Origin of the sequence: Marinitoga sp. 1137, from assembly GCF_001941525.1 — a bacterium.
GTDB lineage: Bacteria > Thermotogota > Thermotogae > Petrotogales > Petrotogaceae > Marinitoga > Marinitoga piezophila.
This window is the reverse complement of sequence record NZ_CP009471.1, coordinates 1,084,002-1,101,446: the sequence shown is the minus strand read 5'-3', so window position 1 is coordinate 1,101,446 and position 17,445 is coordinate 1,084,002. Positions and strand designations below refer to the sequence as shown.

Annotated in this window: 13 protein-coding genes; 10 read left to right on the top strand and 3 right to left on the bottom strand. The window is 29.2% G+C overall.

Annotated features, from left to right (window positions below):
* Window positions 1–10: 10 nt before the first annotated feature.
* Window positions 11–2,527 (top strand): hypothetical protein, encoded by a 2,517-nt coding sequence (locus tag LN42_RS05425; RefSeq protein ID WP_075780462.1) that lies wholly within the window; start codon window positions 11–13, stop codon window positions 2,525–2,527.
* Window positions 2,528–2,851: 324 nt separating this feature from the next.
* On the opposite strand, the gene LN42_RS05420 is transcribed toward LN42_RS05425, so the two are convergent.
* Window positions 2,852–3,928 (bottom strand): hypothetical protein, encoded by a 1,077-nt coding sequence (locus LN42_RS05420; protein WP_014296507.1) that lies wholly within the window; start codon window positions 3,926–3,928, stop codon window positions 2,852–2,854.
* Window positions 3,929–4,192: 264 nt separating this feature from the next.
* Between LN42_RS05420 and LN42_RS05415 the strand changes: the two genes are divergently transcribed.
* From LN42_RS05415 to LN42_RS05390, 6 genes are read left to right on the top strand one after another with little or no spacing between them, the layout of a single operon-like run.
* Window positions 4,193–5,293, top strand: a complete 1,101-nt coding sequence (locus LN42_RS05415; RefSeq protein WP_014296506.1) for an ROK family transcriptional regulator — start codon at window positions 4,193–4,195, stop codon at window positions 5,291–5,293.
* A gap of 2 nt (window positions 5,294–5,295) precedes the next feature.
* Window positions 5,296–6,711 carry a glycoside hydrolase family 3 protein gene (locus LN42_RS05410; RefSeq protein ID WP_075780461.1) on the top strand — a complete coding sequence of 472 codons (1,416 nt, stop codon included), beginning with the start codon at window positions 5,296–5,298 and terminating at the stop codon, window positions 6,709–6,711.
* Between the two features lie 30 nt (window positions 6,712–6,741).
* Entirely contained in the window at window positions 6,742–7,950 is a 1,209-nt protein-coding gene (locus tag LN42_RS05405) for an extracellular solute-binding protein (RefSeq protein ID WP_014296504.1), read from the top strand.
* 52 nt (window positions 7,951–8,002) lie between these two features.
* Window positions 8,003–8,878 (top strand): carbohydrate ABC transporter permease, encoded by an 876-nt coding sequence (locus tag LN42_RS05400; RefSeq protein ID WP_014296503.1) that lies wholly within the window; start codon window positions 8,003–8,005, stop codon window positions 8,876–8,878.
* The gene (locus tag LN42_RS05395) at window positions 8,878–10,113 is read left to right on the top strand and encodes a carbohydrate ABC transporter permease (RefSeq protein ID WP_014296502.1); all 1,236 of its coding nucleotides are present in this window, start codon (window positions 8,878–8,880) and stop codon (window positions 10,111–10,113) included. The genes LN42_RS05400 and LN42_RS05395 overlap by 1 nt, the downstream gene beginning before the upstream one ends.
* Entirely contained in the window at window positions 10,110–11,039 is a 930-nt protein-coding gene (locus tag LN42_RS05390) for an SIS domain-containing protein (protein ID WP_075780460.1), read from the top strand. Before LN42_RS05395 ends, LN42_RS05390 begins: the two co-directional genes overlap by 4 nt.
* Before the next feature lie 32 nt (window positions 11,040–11,071).
* On the opposite strand, the gene LN42_RS05385 is transcribed toward LN42_RS05390, so the two are convergent.
* Window positions 11,072–12,292 carry an aminopeptidase gene (locus tag LN42_RS05385; RefSeq protein WP_075780459.1) on the bottom strand — a complete coding sequence of 407 codons (1,221 nt, stop codon included), beginning with the start codon at window positions 12,290–12,292 and terminating at the stop codon, window positions 11,072–11,074.
* A gap of 203 nt (window positions 12,293–12,495) precedes the next feature.
* Here LN42_RS05385 and nuoE point away from each other — a divergent pair, with 203 nt between their 5' ends.
* Genes nuoE through LN42_RS05370 form a run of 3 tightly spaced genes read left to right on the top strand, consistent with a single transcriptional unit; the run spans window position 12,496 to window position 15,849 of the window.
* Entirely contained in the window at window positions 12,496–12,915 is a 420-nt protein-coding gene (gene nuoE / locus LN42_RS05380) for an NADH-quinone oxidoreductase subunit NuoE (protein WP_075780458.1), read from the top strand.
* Window positions 12,916–12,930: 15 nt separating this feature from the next.
* Window positions 12,931–14,139: an NADH-quinone oxidoreductase subunit F gene (locus LN42_RS05375; RefSeq protein ID WP_014296498.1), complete on the top strand. Its 1,209-nt coding sequence runs from the start codon at window positions 12,931–12,933 to the stop codon at window positions 14,137–14,139.
* Entirely contained in the window at window positions 14,140–15,849 is a 1,710-nt protein-coding gene (locus LN42_RS05370) for an NADH-dependent [FeFe] hydrogenase, group A6 (protein WP_075780457.1), read from the top strand.
* Between the two features lie 47 nt (window positions 15,850–15,896).
* On the opposite strand, the gene LN42_RS05365 is transcribed toward LN42_RS05370, so the two are convergent.
* Complete coding sequence (locus tag LN42_RS05365; RefSeq protein ID WP_014296496.1) at window positions 15,897–17,366, bottom strand: hypothetical protein; 1,470 nt, start codon at window positions 17,364–17,366, stop codon at window positions 15,897–15,899.
* Window positions 17,367–17,445 lie beyond the last annotated feature (79 nt).

The following is a 17,445-nucleotide window of genomic DNA, read 5'->3' as shown; positions in this document are numbered from 1 at the left end:
AGATATTTTTATGAAAAAAAAATATATATTATTATTAATTTTTATTTTTTCTATAACCATAGGTTTTTGTATTGAACTAGATAAAAAAAAAGTAAATTCGGTATATAAATATGCTAACAAAAATTATGCGAAATATACTACTAAAAATCTGGAATTTTACTTTGAAAAGAATACCAGTTTTGCTCCTTACATTATTGAAATCGCATCATATTATCAAAAAGAAATAGAAAATTTAGCAGAGATTTTTAAATCAAAGATGTTCAATAAAAAAATTCAGGTAATTTTGTTTGATACAAGAAAAGAAGTAATAGGATTATCTGATTATCAAATAGGTGGTTTTTGGAATAATAAAGTAATTTTTGGAACACCGGTTAATTTAAAACATGAAATTGTACATGCAATTGATTCATATCTTCTGAATGGCGGGAATTCCTTTTTTAAAGAAGGTTTTGCAAATTGGTTTAAATATATTAATGATGGTTTTGATTTAGGATCAAAATATCACTTTTATGCTAAATATATGATTAAATATTCTTCAGAATATAGAAATCTGACTTATGATGAGTTATATAAAAAAATATTTTTAAATTGGAAAAACGGATATACATTTGGTGCATCATTTATAGGTTTTTTTATTAAACATTATGGAATAGATAGATTTAAAAAATTTTATATAAACATACAAAAATGGAATAAAAAACAATTAAAAGATAATATAATGCCATATATGATTAGCTGGATACAATGGCTAGAATCTGAAAATAATAACTTTAATTACATGAAAGAATTTTTTACATATTATAACGAAAAAAATAATATAAATGTAAATTTGAAAAAATTTATAAAGATAAAAGACATATACTCAAATCGGTTTTATGTTGATTCAAATAATAGAATGGTATTAAATAAAAATACAAATGAGAACATATATTCATATACGGCAATATATGATTTAAAGGAGAAGAAATTAGAATTATTTAAAGGAAATTTTATAACAATTTCGAAAAATTATTTATTAACAGCAAATGGTTTAATAAGTTTAAATTTATATAATTTACAAAAAAAATCAGAATTATTTAAAATTGATAATAAACTGAGGAATATAAATATTGGTTTTATTTCTGAAAGTAGAAACAAATTGCTATTAATCACTGGAAAAGAAATAAAAGAATATAGTCTTGAAAACGGAGAATATATAAAAACTATAAATTATGACAAATATATATCTACAGTAAATGAAACAGATGGAAAAATTATACTTGGAACAACAGATGGGAATATAATAGTGGAAAGTAAAATTGTAAAAATATCAAATGAACCTATAAGAAAAATACTGGGAACAAATAAATATATAATAATCTTATCTGGTATTGATAAAGTAAGCGTACTAAACAAAAAAACATTAAAGGTAATAAAGAATTTTAGTGACAATAAATATATATATGACATATCAACAAACAAAAAAATAAATGCGTTATACGTATTATACGGAAAAGGGATAATTCAAAAAATAAATTTAAAAGATTTCAAAATTGAATATGAAAAAGATGCAGGATTTAATCCTGCAAAAAATAAGGTGATATTAACAGATGAATATTTTATAAAAAGCGATGAAGATTATATAACTTTCTATCTTTTAGAAGATAATGCGAAGATTCAAGGAAAAGATATTGTATATAAACATATGAATTTAGAAAAATACAAAACCTACGACGAAAATATAAAATATTACGATATTCAAAATGGTTATGAAATAATAGAAAATGAATATGCAGAACTAACAATAAAAAAAGAAGGGCAAATAATTTTAAAAAAAGAGCTAGAAGATTATCTATCGAAAATAAAAATAATAAAAGATAAATTATTTATTTCATGTGAAAATGGAACAATTGAATTATATAATTTAAAAACAGGAAATTTGTTATATAAAGATAAAAAAGTACAAAAAACAGCAGAATTTGATGGAGAGTATATATATTATGGAAATAGAGAATATGAAATAGTAAAATATGATTATAAAAATAAAAAAGAAGTGAAAAAATTCAAAGGGCATTTTGGGTTAATACAGGAAATATATCTTTCTTATAATAATAAGTATATAATATCGTATTATGGATTAAGTGGAAGCATAAACACAAAACCAGGAAATAGAATTTTAATCCATAACTGGCAAAAAGAACCATATATAAAATCAATAACGATCTTAAATCCAATAAAAAAGACTATCCCCATAAAAGATGAATATAAAATACTGGTAGAAGACATAAAATCGAATATATTTATATACAACATATTTACAGGTGATATAGAAAATATTATCATGCACCCATTTAAAGAAATCAAAACAATAAACATAAATAAAAATGAGTTAATAATAACAGATGGGAATAAAGTAATAATTTTTAATCTGAAAAATGGAAAAATAATAAAATCATTTATTACAGAACATATAATAAATAGTATAAAATATATATCAAAAGATAAAATAGCAATTATCAGTGATAATATGATGAGTATTTCAAAATAAAGTTGGAAAATATGATCTTGTATTTATTATAAACATGGTTATGTTTTTTTACTGTCCAATTTTTCTCCAGACTTAAAATTGTGGAAATGTATTAATGATTTAAATTTTGATAATGTCTGTATGGAAGAAATAAGTTTAGATGGGGAAATGAATTTAATTCCTGAAAAAATGATAAGATGGTTTGAGGTTGCAAATTGTTTTGATGACGAAAAATGTAAGAACTGTTCTCTATTTCCAGATTGTTATTGTATATGAAATGATGATAAAAATAACCCTTCCAGAATTTCTGGAAGGGTTATTTTAATTGATATTCGAAATATAATTTTACCTGGCAATTTTATAAAGACCATAATAAGTCAAAATATAGATATTGTCATTGATAATATTGAAATCAAGAGCACCGTCATTTAATTCAAGAAGATCCTCTATTTTGTTATTATTAATATCAAAAGTTAGTAGTTTTCCATTATATTTATTTTGAGAAAGAATGTAAATCTTATCATTTCTTATCTTCATTTTGTATTGATAAGCGGAATAATTTAAATTAATTGTCTTTTTTAATTTTCCATTTATGTTGAGAATAATTAAATCATTATAACTTGTAGTGAAAAATATTTCTTTATTATACACAATAATATTTGAATTTATATATGGCTTGAAATCTTTAAAGTTATTATAAACATCGAAAATATTGAATATGAAATTGGTATGATTGTTTCCAAGTTTTTTTGAATACAGTTTTTCATCAATAGCAAATATAACATTATTTTCATAGAAAGCAGGGAATCCGAAACTTAAATGTTCGTTTTTTATACTGGCACTTTCCATTAATTCATGAGAAAGTGCATTATTTTTATAAATAGCTTTATGAATTCCAAAATTATCTTTAATTGCCAAATATAAATTATCATCTATGATTTTGGAAGAGGTATTATACGGCAATTTGGATAAGAAATTTTTAGACAGAACATTTAATATAATTTGCCTTTTTTCCAGTCTTACTGAGTATATTAAATTATTCATAAGCATTAATAGAGTGCCATTATTTAATTTTGAAAACAAAATAGGTGGAGTTTTTAAATTAAATTTTTTCATAGTATAAAGCGTTCCATCAGCATTGAGAAATATTAATTTGTTATCCATTGTTGTAAATGCAATTTTGTTGTTTACAGGATATATCTGTAAAATTTGGTTCGTGGAATTATAAATCCATTCAATCTCGCTTTTCATGTTGATTTTTATAATTTCATTTTGAAGATTTCCAAGATATATATTATTAAAATCATCTACTATTATATTATGAAAGTTAGAAAATTTATCAAATTTATATATGTAGCCTTTTGCCAATAATACCTGAAAAGTTAGAACTATCAAAATAATAACAAAAAAAGTTTTTTTCATTTTTCCACTCCTTTCATTAATTTAAATTAAAGATGAAACTATATTTATTATAATAAAAAATATTAAAAAAAGTCAATGGTTCTTAAAAAAATCCATTTATTTTGAAATATTGGAAAAATGCTATTATTAATGTTATTTGAAATTTTTTTATAATTATGTTATATTTAAGTTGGTTGGTTGCATCAAGCAACTAACTAAAAATAAAACAACTAAAAAAGAATTGAAATTCGATTAGAAAATTATAAAATACATGGAGTGATTTAGATGATAAGAATTACCGATTCATTAATAAAAACATTGAATTTTATATGGAAAAAGGAAAAGACATATTTAATGGAAATTTCAAAAGAAACAGGTTTGGAAAAATCCACAGTTTCTCGTTCTTTGAATAAATTAAAAGATTTGAATTTAATAAAAAAGGTTGATGAATTATCTTCTACACCTCAAGGAGGAAGAAAAACAACTGTATTTCAATTTGCTTATTCAATAGGGCATATCCTTGGAATATCTGTTGAACAGGATGGTATTGAAGTTGCTTTGACTGATCTTGCAGGAAAGGTTATTTCTTCAAAAAGGATAAGCGTAATGATTAATGAAGAAAATATCATTTCTCAATTAAATAACGTTATTGAAAGTTACAGCGAACTGGATATATATGGCATTGGAATATCTCTTCCGGGTATTATTGATTCTAAAAATGGAAAGATTATATATTCCAAGGCTTTGAATATTAGAAACTTTAATCTTGTTTCAAAGATTGAGAGAAAGGATAATATCCCTGTTTATATTGAAAATGACAGTAATTGTGGGGCCTTATACTTTAATTTATGTAACAGGGAAAAATCGAAAAACATTTTATATTTTCATATTTCAATTCCATATTATGTTAACGACGGAACCGGTATAGGTGTTGGAATAATCATTAAAAACAGATTATATCATGGAAGTAATAATTATGCCGGTGAAGTTGAAATAAAAAAGGCCATGATTAATGATGAAAAGAGAATATCTTTTGAAGAGTTAAGAAACTATCCAATTGAAAAATTATTGGATAATTCCAGAGAATTTCTTGATTATTATTCAGAAAAGATTTCCAATTTTATCAGTGTATTTGATCCAGATACTGTATTAATAGGTGGAAATATCGTTTTGCTTGATAATGAATTTCTTGATGTGTTTATAAGTCAAATAAAAGAAAAAGTATTTATGTTTGAAAATAGAAATATTTATCTTAATCATACATCTTCTAAAGACTTTTTAACTTCGCGTGGAGCGGCTTCTTTGATATTACACAAGATGTTTTCCACTAAAAATGGTGCAGAAAAGTTCCTTGAAATATACTATAACATGAAAAAGAGGCGATAGGAATGAATTATGGGAAATTGTTCTTTTTAGGTTTTCCAGATGGATTGGATGACGAAGCAATTGAGATTATAAAAGAATATAAACCTGCTGGAGTAATATTATATCCAGGAAATATGAGAAGTATAGAAGAATTGCAGATTTCCATGGACAAATTATATTCACTTGATTTTCCGTTATTAATTACCTCCGACCATGAAGGCGGCCAGCTTGAGACAGTTCCGGGAATACTTTCTTCCCCTGGAAATTATTCTATTGGAAAGGTTAACGCCCCGGAATATGCATATGAGTATGGAAAATATTCCGGGGATAAATTAAAAGAATATGGTTTTAATATGGTTTTTTCTCCAGTTTTAGATGTTTTGCACAGAGATTCAAGTGCGGTTACTGGCTTTAGAATTTTTTCCGATGATCCGAGAAAGGTTGCAGAATTTGGTAAAGAATATATCAGGGGATTGTTAGATTCAGGTATTTTACCAACAGCAAAGCATTTTCCCGGTCATGGAAAGGCCATTCAGGATTCACATGAAGAAACTCCTGTAATCGATGATTTTTCATTTGAAGATGAAGATATTTTTCCATTTGAAGAAGCAATAAATACTGGAATTGAAATGATTATGACAGCCCATATTATCTATAAATCCCTGGACAAAGAGCTGGCTACAGTTTCAAAAAAAATATTGACGGATTTATTGCGTGAAAAGCTTAAATATAATGGTCTTGTAATTAGCGATGCCATTGAAATGAAAGCGTATTATAATAATTATTTTCCTGAAAAAGGCGTAAAGATGTTCTTTAATAATGGCGGAGATATCTTATTAATAGCAGAAGCAAGGGAAAACTTTAAACCTATATATAATGCCTTTATAAATGCAGTTGAGAATGGAGAAATTGATAAAAAACTTCTTAAAAACAAAATAGAAAAGATTGAGAAATTGCAAAAAAAGTATTATACATCGGAGTATAAGGGAAGTTTTTTGAATAAAATAGCAAGAAAGGCATTAAAGGTAAGTTTAAACGAGAAGTTTGAGTTAAAAAATCCTGCGATTTTTATTCCAAAACCAAAAAATCTCAGTCAGGCAGATACAACGGCAAATGACTTAAAGATTCTTGAAGAACTGGTAAAATTTGAATTTAAAGATGCAAATGTATATTCATATGATCCTGTTACAGGTGAAACGGAAGAAGAAAAATTTGAAGGTAATATTGCAATTTCTTTTGTGCTTGATTCATTTAGATTTTCAGAACAATTGCGATTGCAAAAAGGATTGAAGAGACAATTTAAAAAGGTTATTTATGTAATTATCAGAAATGATCAGGATGAAGAATTATATGAAAGCGATAATCATATAGTTACCTATTCAACGAAATTAATATCCATTTATCAGGCAATACGCGTAATTAAGGAACATCAAATATAAAATCACCAAATTTAAAGGGGAGGTATTTGTATGAAAAAGTTGTTTTTGGTATTGGTATTGAGTTTATTGGTAGTTTTCTCATTTGGTAAAACCAAGATAACATTCTGGGGGTTTATGCTTGATGATGAATCATCAGCAAAGATTCTTGGTCAATTTATGAAGGAAAATCCTGATATTGAAGTGGAGTATGTACAGTTATCATGGTCAAACGGTTTTGATAAAATTGTTACAGCTATTGCAGCAAATAATGCACCAGATGTTGTTGAACTTGGAAACACATGGGTTGCAAACTTTGCAAGTCAAAAAACTATTATGAATATGGACGATTATGCAGCAAAAGAAAAGGATCATTATTTTGGCTGGACTTCAGTTGAATATGATGGCCATTATTGGGCAATGCCATGGTTATTGGGAACAAGAGCTTTATTCTTTAATTTAGACTTATTTGAAAGAGCAGGACTTGATCCAAATAATCCACCAGAAACATGGGAAGAATTATATGTTGCAGCACAGAAAATCGATGCTTTAGGTGATGATATTTATGGATTTGGTATGCCAGCTGGTGAAAATTTCAGTCCATGGCAGCAATGGTTCTTACCAGCAGTATGGGGAAATGAAGCATCAATTCTCTCAAAGGATATGAAAAAATCATTATTATATTCAACAAAGGTTATAGAAACTGCAAAATTCTATAAAGCATTATCAAAATATTCATTAAAGACAAAACAGGCAGATTTAGCAAAAGCATTTGGAGAAGGAAAATTAGGTATGTATGTAAGTGGAGCATGGGATATTTCAGGAATTGAAAACAATTATCCAAATATATTATTTGATGTAACATTAATACCAAAACCAAACAAATGGAGCGGTTATCATGCATCATTTGCCGGAGCAGAAGTATTGGCAATTACAGAACAGTCAAAGCATAAAGAAGCAGCTATGAAATTAGTAAAATACTTATTAAAGTCAGACGTTGCAATGCAGATTACAAAATTAGTACCTTCAGTATTCCCTTCAGTAGTTGGAGCAGATAAGGATCCATGGTTTGAAGACCATCCAATGCATCAGGTATTCTATGAACAAAACAAATATGCAAGACCAGCACCTTCACATCCACAATGGTTCAAGATTCAGCAATATTTAACAGAAGCTATAGAAAAAATGATTTTAGAAGATCAGGATGTAGAAAGCACATTAAGATATTATAACCTCAAGATACAGCAAGTATTGAATCATTAAGAAAATTGCCTGCGTAGAGCCACCTACGCAGGCCTTTTAAGGAGTTGAAAAAATGAAAAAGAAAACACGATATAATTTAGAAACTCTTATATTGCTTTCGCCATTTTTAATAATATTTATGGTTTTTGGAATATTTCCAATAGGATATTCCTTTTTTATGAGTTTTACCAATTATACAGGATTAAATCCACATTTTGATTTTGTTGGATTTTCAAATTATACACGTGCATTTAGCGATGAAGTCTTTTTAAAGGCTTTAAAAAACACGTTTATATTTGTAATTGGAACTATTCCATTTACCACAACATTTTCTCTTATACTTGCTGTATTAATCAACAGTAAGTCATTGCCTTTAAAAGATTTATTTAAGGCTGGATTTTTTCTGCCTTCAGTAATATCCATGGTTGTTATATCAACAATATGGATATATCTATACAGCGCAAATGGATTTTTCAATCAAATGTTGCCGTTAATAGGAATAAAACCTCTTGGGACAAGCTGGCTTGCATCTACAAAAACAGCATTGCTCGCAATAATGATTATGGATATATGGGCAGCTATAGGTTATTATACCATATTATTCCTTGCAGGATTGCAAAGTATTCCTGGGGAGGTTTATGAAGCAGCATCAATAGACGGTGCTTCAAAAATACAGACATTTTTTTCTATAACATTACCTTTATTAAAACCAACCATGTTTTTCATTATATCCTTGAATACAATTAGATCATTTCAGATATTTGCAGAAATCTTCACCATGACAGGTGGAGGACCATCAAATGCCACACAGACAGTGGTACATTATCTCTATCAAACTTCGTTTAGGCAATTTGATATGGGTTATGCTTCTGCAATAGCATATATCTTAATGACGATAATTCTTATATTCACCATTATACAGAAGCGCCTGCTTAGGAGTGATATATAATGAAGAGATTTACATTTCTTTTGATTATGTTTGTTTTACTTGGAATCTCCCTATTTCCATTATTAACAATGTTTTTTACTGCGATAATTCCGCAGGGAAATTTAACACATGTGATTACTGAGAAATATCTTAATGATTTTGAGATTAAGTATATTCGTTATGTAAAAAGAAAAGTAAAAACATATAATGGCGCTAAAATAGGATTAGTAAAGGATTCTCCAGAAAGCACACAGAGTTTAAAGGTTTTAATCACAGGTGAAAACCAAAAAATAGCTCTTCTTACAAATGATATGGATTTAAGAGTTATGAAAACACTGGATTTTTATATAAAATCAGATAATGTAAAAGCTTTTGATATGCAGTTTTATGATATTGATGGCAATTATTCTGATATTAAGGTTGAAATTAATAATGATTCAAATAAATGGCAGAAAGTTTCAATTAGTTCAAAAAATATTAGCAAAAATGGTGTAAACTTGAAACACATAACCAAAATAGCATTTTTATTTAACACTAAAAATGCCACTGTTTATCTTGATGATTTTAAGATAAAATACAAATTCCCAACGATGCTAAATTTTGTAAACGTCTGGAAAGAAAATATGTTTGGGCGATATATGTTTAATAGTTTTATAATAGCTATTTTTGCAGTTGTTGGAAATATAATATTCTCTACAATGGTGGCATATGCATTTGCTCGAAGAGAATTTTTTGGAAAAAATGTGTTATTTTTAATAGTATTGGCAACTATGATGATTCCCCCTCAGGTTACCATAATACCAATATTTATCCTTATGAAAAACTTTGGATGGATTGATACCTATTATTCCCTAATCGTCCCGTTTCTTGTAACCCCATTTGGAATATTCTTATTAAAACAGTACATAGAACAACTCCCTATAGAGCTTGAACAGGCAGCATATGTGGATGGCGCAAATACCTTTCAGGTATTGTTCCATGTAATATTCCCATTGTCAAAACCAGCGCTTGCGGTTATGGGAATAAATACCTTTATCAGTTCATGGAATATGCTGTTTTATCCATTGGTAATGACTACTTCAAAGGAAATGAGAACTGTTCAGGTTGGTCTTGCATTATTCCAGAAGTTCAATCAGGTTGAATGGCCAACATTAATGGCAGCATCATCGATTATAGGAATACCGGTTATAATTGCATTTTTGATTTTCCAGAAACACATTATAGCCGGAATAACACAAGGGGCGGTGAAAGGATGAAAGGTGAAAAAACTTTAAGGGAAATAGAAAGAATACCGGAATTATTAAAACATACAAAGGAATTTGATTTTTCATTTGAAAAAGATAAAAAATATACCTTTGTAGGATGCGGTTCTTCATATAATCTTGGATACATTACAACAGAAATGCTAAGAAAAAATGGATATAATGCCGAAATAATTTCAGGTGGAAATGTAATAGTATTTGATAAGGTTCCAGAAAGCGATGTTGCAATATTCCTATCAAGAACAGGAGAATCAACAGAAACAGTGAAGGCTGTAGAGCATTTTAAAAAAAGAAAGATAAAGACCATAGGTATTACATGTGAAAAGAATTCAACACTTACAAAGGTATGTGATGAAAGTTTTGTTTTTGATTTTGCCAATGAAGAAAGCGTGGTAATGACAGGTTCTTTTGTGTTTATATTAAACTTTTTATTAAATGGTATAGAAAAGCATGAGCTTTCAAATGAATCAATTGAAGTGGTAAAGAATGTGGAAAGCATAATAGACAAAATAGACTTAAAAAAATTCAGCCATTTTGTATTTTTAGGTTTTGAAGAACAATATGGAATTTCTAAAGAAGGCGCTTTAAAGATTCAAGAAATGGCTATACAAAATGTGGAATTTCATGAGCCATTGGAATATAGACATGGACCAAAATCATTGGTTACGGATAAAACGCTTGTTATAATAAATTCAAAGGATACAAAAGAAGAAAGAATACTTGCAGAAGAATTAAGGGTAATGGAAGCCGAAGTGATTTTTGTAGGAGAAAATGGTGATTTAAAGATACCATATAAGAATGGATTTGAAAGTCCCCTCAAAATGATACTTCCACAGTATCTTGGATACAAAAAAGCTTTAGCAGAAGGTCATAATCCAGATAAACCAAGAAATCTCAGCAAATCTGTTATTTTAGAATAAAAATGCCCGGAGAAAACCTCCGGGTATTTTTATTATATTGCCCATTTTCCATTTTTCATAATTAATTCTTCTTTTCCGTCTTTTATTCCATAAACATCTAATTCTTCATTTCCAATCATAAAGTCAACATGTGTAATGCTGGTATTTAAACCATGTTCTTTTAATTCTTCCTCAGACATTTTTGTTCCATCTTTAATACATATTGGATAAGCCTTTCCAAATGCAAAGTGTGAAGCGGCATTTTCATCAAAAAGTGTATTATAGAAAATGGTATTGAGTTGATAAATTGGTGAATCTACAGGGACAAGAGCCACTTCGCCAAGGTAGCTTGCGCCTTCATCAAGTGAAATTGCCTGTTTTAATACGTCTTCACCTTTTTCAGCAGTTACCTTTACGATTTTTCCGTCCTTAAATTCCATTGTAAACCCATCTATAATATTTCCGCCATAAACTAAAGGTTTGCTGTTTCTAACATATCCATTTATCTTATCTTTATGTGGAGCACTAAAAACCTCTTCCGTTGGAATGTTTGGTAAAAATACAGTTCCATCTACATTTTTTTGTGTTCCTGCAACCCAAATATGATTTTCCGGCATTCCAACCATTAAATCTGTTCCTGGACCTTTGTATCTTAAATATTCATACTGTCTATTATTTAAAAATTCTGTTCTTTTATTAAGGTTTTCTATGTGTTTATTCCATAATTCCACAGGATCATCATTTTCATTAACCCTTATAGTTTTTAATATAGCATCCCATAAATCTTCAACGGGATTTGTGGATTCAGGGAAAACCTTTTTAGCCCATTTTTCATTAGGAACTGCCACAACAGACCAACTTACCTTTCCTGACATAATTTCTTTTGATACCTCTTTCATTGCCATTTGATTTGCTTTGGAGAATTTTCCTATAATTTCTGGAGGTATTTCTTTAAAAAGATCTGGATCTGAGCTAATTACACTGAGGAAAGCCCCTTTTTCGTCACAGAAAAATTTTGCTGCTTCAACTTCCCAACTGTGAACCTCCTCAATAATTTCTTCAGGTGCATTTTTTAATTTTAAAAAGGTTATATATTCATCACTATATCTAACATATACCTCTTTTGCCCCGGCTTCATAAGCCTTTTCAGCGATTAATCTTGAAAATTCAACAGCGTCTACAGAGGTTCTTAACAATAATCTCTGTCCTTTTTGAATATTTACGCCAACCTTCACAGCAAGTTCAGCATATTTTTCCAATAATTTTCTATCCATAATACACCTCTTTCTTTATAATATGAAATTACTTTTATTATAACATATAACTTCTGCCATTAATATAATCAGAATAAGTGGAAAAATGCACAATATTAAACTTTTATTGTTTTTTATTACTTCTCAATGCAAATAAATGAATATAATCACAATAGTATTTTTTTTAATAAAGTGCTAATATTGAATTAAGGGGGTGAAAAAACATGGAAAAATTCTATGAAAAACCGCTTCTTGATGAGTTGCATGAAATTCAAAACACATATGGGTATATTCCAGAAGAACAGATTATCAGAATTGCAAAAAAAAGAGGTATGCCAAAATCTGAATTATATGGTGTAATAACTTTTTATTCAATGTTTCACACTAAACCACGTGGTCGTTATATAATTCGTGTATGTAATAGTCTATCCTGCCATTTAAATAACAGTAAAAATGTAGTTGAAATGATTAAAGAATATTTAGGGATTGACTCGGGAGAAACAACAAAGGATAGAAAATTTACACTTGAAATTGTTGAATGCTTGGGACATTGTGGTGAGGGACCTGTAATGATGATAAACAACAAAATATATACCAAAGTTACACCACAACAGGCAGTTTCATTATTAAAAGACTGTATATAAAGGTGGTGAGAATATATGATAGAAGAAAAGATTTTTTTAAAAACTGACTTGAAAAAAACACCAGAAGAATATGAATACTTAGGGTTGAAAAACTCTTTGAAATTAATGCCAGAAGAAATTGTGAAAAAAATAACCGAATCTGGGTTGCGTGGAAGAGGTGGAGCAGGATTTCCAACAGGAAGAAAATGGCAATACGCCCTTGCTCAGGAAAATGATGTGAAATTTTTAATTTGTAATGCTGATGAGGGAGAACCAGGTACATTTAAAGACAGATTTTTATTGGAAAATATGCCATTTAAGGTACTTGAAGGAATCATTATAGCTGCTTATGCTGTAAAAGCAAATTACGGATATATTTATATTAGAGGTGAGTATTCAAAGGCTATAGAAATATTTGAAAAAACTATTAAAGATGCATATCATAGTGGGTTATTAGGAAAAGATATTTTGGGAAGCGGATTTGACTTTGAATTGAAACTGGTAAAGGGTGCAGGTGCATATGTTTGTGGTGACGAAACATCATTAATAAATTCAATAGAGGGTAAAAGAGGATTTTCAAGAATTAAACCTCCATATCCAGTTCAAGAAGGGTTATTTGGAAAACCAACTGTGGTAAATAATGTTGAAACATTAGCAACAGTTGCGGAGATTATGAAATATGAAGATAATGTATATGCCAGATTAGGAACTGAAAAAAGTAGAGGAACAAAACTTATATCAATAAATGGAGATGTTAAAGTTCCAGATGTGTATGAAATTGAATTTGGTAGTTGTACAATAAGGGAAATAGTGGAATTAGCAGGAGGACCTATTGAAGAATTAAACTTTGTAGTTCCAGGAGGTATAGCTACTTCAATATTAAAGGATAATGAGATTAATGTTAGATATACCTATGAAGATCTCGAAGCAGCTGGAAGTTCTATTGGCTCTGGCGGAATGATAGTAGTATCCAAAAATCATGATTTAATTGAAATATTGCTGAATGTATCGGAATTTTTTGTAAAAGAGACATGTGGAACTTGTTTCCCCTGCCGTGAAGGAAATAGGAATATCAAAGAGATATTATTGAAATTAAAAAGAAATGGCTATAATGATGAATATAAAAAGATAATAGGTGAATTAAAAGAATCTATTATGCTCGCTGCGAGATGTGGATTTGGACAATCTTCAGTTAATTTTATCTATTCTGTTCTTGATAAATTTTTTAAAGAAGAGGTGATTTAAATGAGAATCACTATAAATAATAGAGAATATGATATGCCAGAAGGAATTACTATTCTTGAAGCTGTAAAAAAAGCAAATATAAAAATACCAACATTGTGCTATATAGAAGGTATGGAGCCATATGGCGGATGTAGATTGTGCGTTGTTGAGGTTGAGGGTTCAAAAACATTAGTTCCATCATGTGCCGTGAAGATTTCTGAAGGGATGAAGATAAAAACACATTCTGAAAAGGTAAGAAGAGTTAGAAGAACGATAATGCAGTTGATAATAGCTTCTCATGGTATTAGTTGTGAATTGAATTGTTTGACATGTTCAAAAGCTACATCATGTGAATTAAAGGAAATTGCTGAAGAAATAGGAGTTACAAAGGTTAATATTCCACCAGTTGAGAAAAACCTTGTTTCTGATTATTCCAGTTATGCAATTGTTAGAGAACCCACAAAATGTATAGTTTGCGGAAGATGTATAAGAGCTTGCTCTAATATACAAAGTGTTAATATTTTCACATTCGCTGATAGAGGTCCAAATACAATAGTAACTACATTTATGGATGAAGGTATGGGAAATGTAGATTGTACAAATTGTGGTCAATGTGTAATGAATTGTCCTACGGGTGCATTACATGAGGTTTATCATATAGATGGTGTTTGGAATGCATTAAATGATCCGGAAAAAGTAACCATAGTTCAAACTGCACCCGCAGTTAGAGTAGCTATAGGAGAACCATTTGGTATGGAACCTGGAACAATTTCAACAGGTAAACTCGTAGCAGCTTTAAGATTGTTGGGATTTGATAAGGTATTTGATACTAATTTTACTGCAGATTTGACTATTGTTGAGGAAGGAACTGAATTTATACATAGATTTAAAGAAGGGGGAAAGCTTCCGTTATTTACTTCATGTAGTCCTGGCTGGATTAAGTTTATAGAACACAATTATCCTGAATATCTTCCTCATCTGTCTTCAGCAAAATCTCCACAACAGATGTTTGGTGCTGTTGCCAAACATTATTATGCAAAAAAATTGGGTATTCCAAAAGAAAAATTAGTAGTGGTATCGATAATGCCATGTACAGCGAAAAAATATGAAATGAACAGACCAGAACATGCTGGAGATGTAGATTTTGTATTGACGACAAGAGAATTAGCCAAGATGATAAAAGAATCAGGAATAGACTTTAAAAATCTACCTGAAGAGGAATATGATAATCCATTTGGCATATCAACAGGTGCTGGAGCAATATTCGGCGCATCAGGTGGTGTTATGGAAGCCGCTTTAAGAACAGCATATGAAATATTAACAGGAAAAGAGCTTGAAAAGCTTGATTTTACTGCTGTTAGAGGTTTGGATATGGTAAAAGAAGCCGAGGTTGAAATAAATGGAAAGATTATAAAAGTAGCTGTTGTAAATACCTTGGGTGCAGCAAGAAAATTGCTTGAAAGAATGAAAAATGGCGAAGTGGAATATCATTTTGTAGAATTTATGGCATGTCCGGGTGGATGTATAGGTGGTGGCGGACAACCAATTCCTACAACAGAGGAAATTTTATTAAAGAGAATGGAAGCAATTTATGAAATTGATTATGGTTCAAAATTAAGAAAATCACACGAAAATCCTGCTGTAAAAGAATTGTATAAAGAATTTTTAGGTGAACCAAATAGTGAAATAGCCCATCATCTCCTTCATACTCATTATGTTGCCAGAAATTAATAAAATCCCCGATTGATATTCATCAATCGGGGATTTTTATATAATGTTTATTCGATTAAATTTCCGTCTTTGTTAAATTTAAATTTTTGATCATTTAAAGCAATTCCAATAGAACTTATTATTACATTATTATAAGTTTCTCCATTATATTCATATGTTCCAACAAATGCGCCATTGGCAAAATGACCTTTAAATGTGCCACCGTTTTTAAGTTTTATTACAAGTTCATTATCCACAATCTGGAAACTTTCTATATTGGAATCTTCGCTTGAAGCATCTCCTTTAGTAATTGATTTATCTGTAGCTTCAAACCATTGCCAGCCTATACTAAAGACATAATTATCATTTGAATCCTTTTTCAAAGAGACATAATATCCATTTCCAGTATCATTACCATTCCAGAACTTTTTAATAGTTCCTTCATATTCTGCAGTATTTTCTCCTGTTTCTTCTAATTCAATAATTTCCTTATATGAGAAATTATTTTCGCTTATATTTTCTGGTGAATCCCACCATTCCATAAATACTTTCTTATAATGCGTAAGATTATTTTCTGAACCAGTGGCATCTATAGTTACATCATCACTTGCAGAATACCAGATTACGCCTATATTTCCAGTTGCTGTAAAGGATTTTGTTGTTTGATCCTTTCCAACCGTTTTGAACCTAACAACAGTTTTTGTGTCGGTATCCCAGAGAAAATCCTTTTCTGTTTTGATATATGTGATACCTGAATTCATAAATATATCTTCTCCATTAATTTCTGTTGAAGATTCGGTATAAAATTCTTCTGCTGTAATTCTATTCCAGAAAGAATCAATTTCAGAAATAGTATGTGAATACCAATCTATACCTGTTGTTGTGGCAGGTTGTGGGATATTATCCGGATATAGATATTCATTTAGATTTTGCAAAATATCAGGTGCTTCAAACATTGCATATCCTACAGTAGAATCCCAATCTTCTTTTTGTTCAATAATATTTCTATTAACAACGCTACCATCTGATAATACTGTTTTATATTCTAAGAGATTTTTCAATTTGAATTCCCAGGAATTAAATGCAACCTTATATTTTTCATAATCATATTTTACAGAAAGATCAAGATAAGGATCCATATATACTTCTAAGATATATCCTGTACTTTCATCTGTTAATGTTGTAGGAGTCATATAAAATGCAGCTCTAATATGAGAATCTTTACCGTAAAAGTTATCAAAATACCCTGTATTAGGAACTCTTACGGTGTTAGAACCTGTACCTCCGTATTCAATATAAACCTGTTCAGGAGTTTTGCCAATTAAATCGGGGATATGTTCTATATTTACTGTTTTTTCTGGAATAACATCCTCTTTTTTCCCCTGAGCAAGACCAATTATTGTTTCAGCAGTTGAAATATATTCCCTTAACGGTGCGAGTGTTTCAGCAACAGGTTTTAGTGAAACTTCTTCTTTATTAAAAATACATCCTGAAAACAGAATGCTTAAAGCAAAAATAAATAATAATACTTTTTTCATAAAAATCACCTCTGATAATTTTTGTATTGATTATATTTTTAAAATTGTTCAATATTATTATACTCTTTTAATGTTAATT

Bases quoted from the DNA above. Each gene is read 5' to 3' on its own strand.
- LN42_RS05385 (WP_075780459.1), bottom strand. From the start codon at position 12,292: ATGGATAGAAAATTATTGGAAAAATATGCTGAACTTGCTGTGAAGGTT.
- LN42_RS05400 (WP_014296503.1), top strand. From the start codon at position 8,003: ATGAAAAAGAAAACACGATATAATTTAGAAACTCTTATATTGCTTTCG.
- LN42_RS05415 (WP_014296506.1), top strand. From the start codon at position 4,193: ATGATAAGAATTACCGATTCATTAATAAAAACATTGAATTTTATATGG.
- LN42_RS05420 (WP_014296507.1), bottom strand. From the start codon at position 3,928: ATGAAAAAAACTTTTTTTGTTATTATTTTGATAGTTCTAACTTTTCAG.
- LN42_RS05410 (WP_075780461.1), top strand. From the start codon at position 5,296: ATGAATTATGGGAAATTGTTCTTTTTAGGTTTTCCAGATGGATTGGAT.
- LN42_RS05425 (WP_075780462.1), top strand. From the start codon at position 11: ATGAAAAAAAAATATATATTATTATTAATTTTTATTTTTTCTATAACC.
- nuoE (WP_075780458.1), top strand. From the start codon at position 12,496: ATGGAAAAATTCTATGAAAAACCGCTTCTTGATGAGTTGCATGAAATT.
- LN42_RS05370 (WP_075780457.1), top strand. From the start codon at position 14,140: ATGAGAATCACTATAAATAATAGAGAATATGATATGCCAGAAGGAATT.
- LN42_RS05405 (WP_014296504.1), top strand. From the start codon at position 6,742: ATGAAAAAGTTGTTTTTGGTATTGGTATTGAGTTTATTGGTAGTTTTC.
- LN42_RS05365 (WP_014296496.1), bottom strand. From the start codon at position 17,366: ATGAAAAAAGTATTATTATTTATTTTTGCTTTAAGCATTCTGTTTTCA.
- LN42_RS05395 (WP_014296502.1), top strand. From the start codon at position 8,878: ATGAAGAGATTTACATTTCTTTTGATTATGTTTGTTTTACTTGGAATC.
- LN42_RS05390 (WP_075780460.1), top strand. From the start codon at position 10,110: ATGAAAGGTGAAAAAACTTTAAGGGAAATAGAAAGAATACCGGAATTA.
- LN42_RS05375 (WP_014296498.1), top strand. From the start codon at position 12,931: ATGATAGAAGAAAAGATTTTTTTAAAAACTGACTTGAAAAAAACACCA.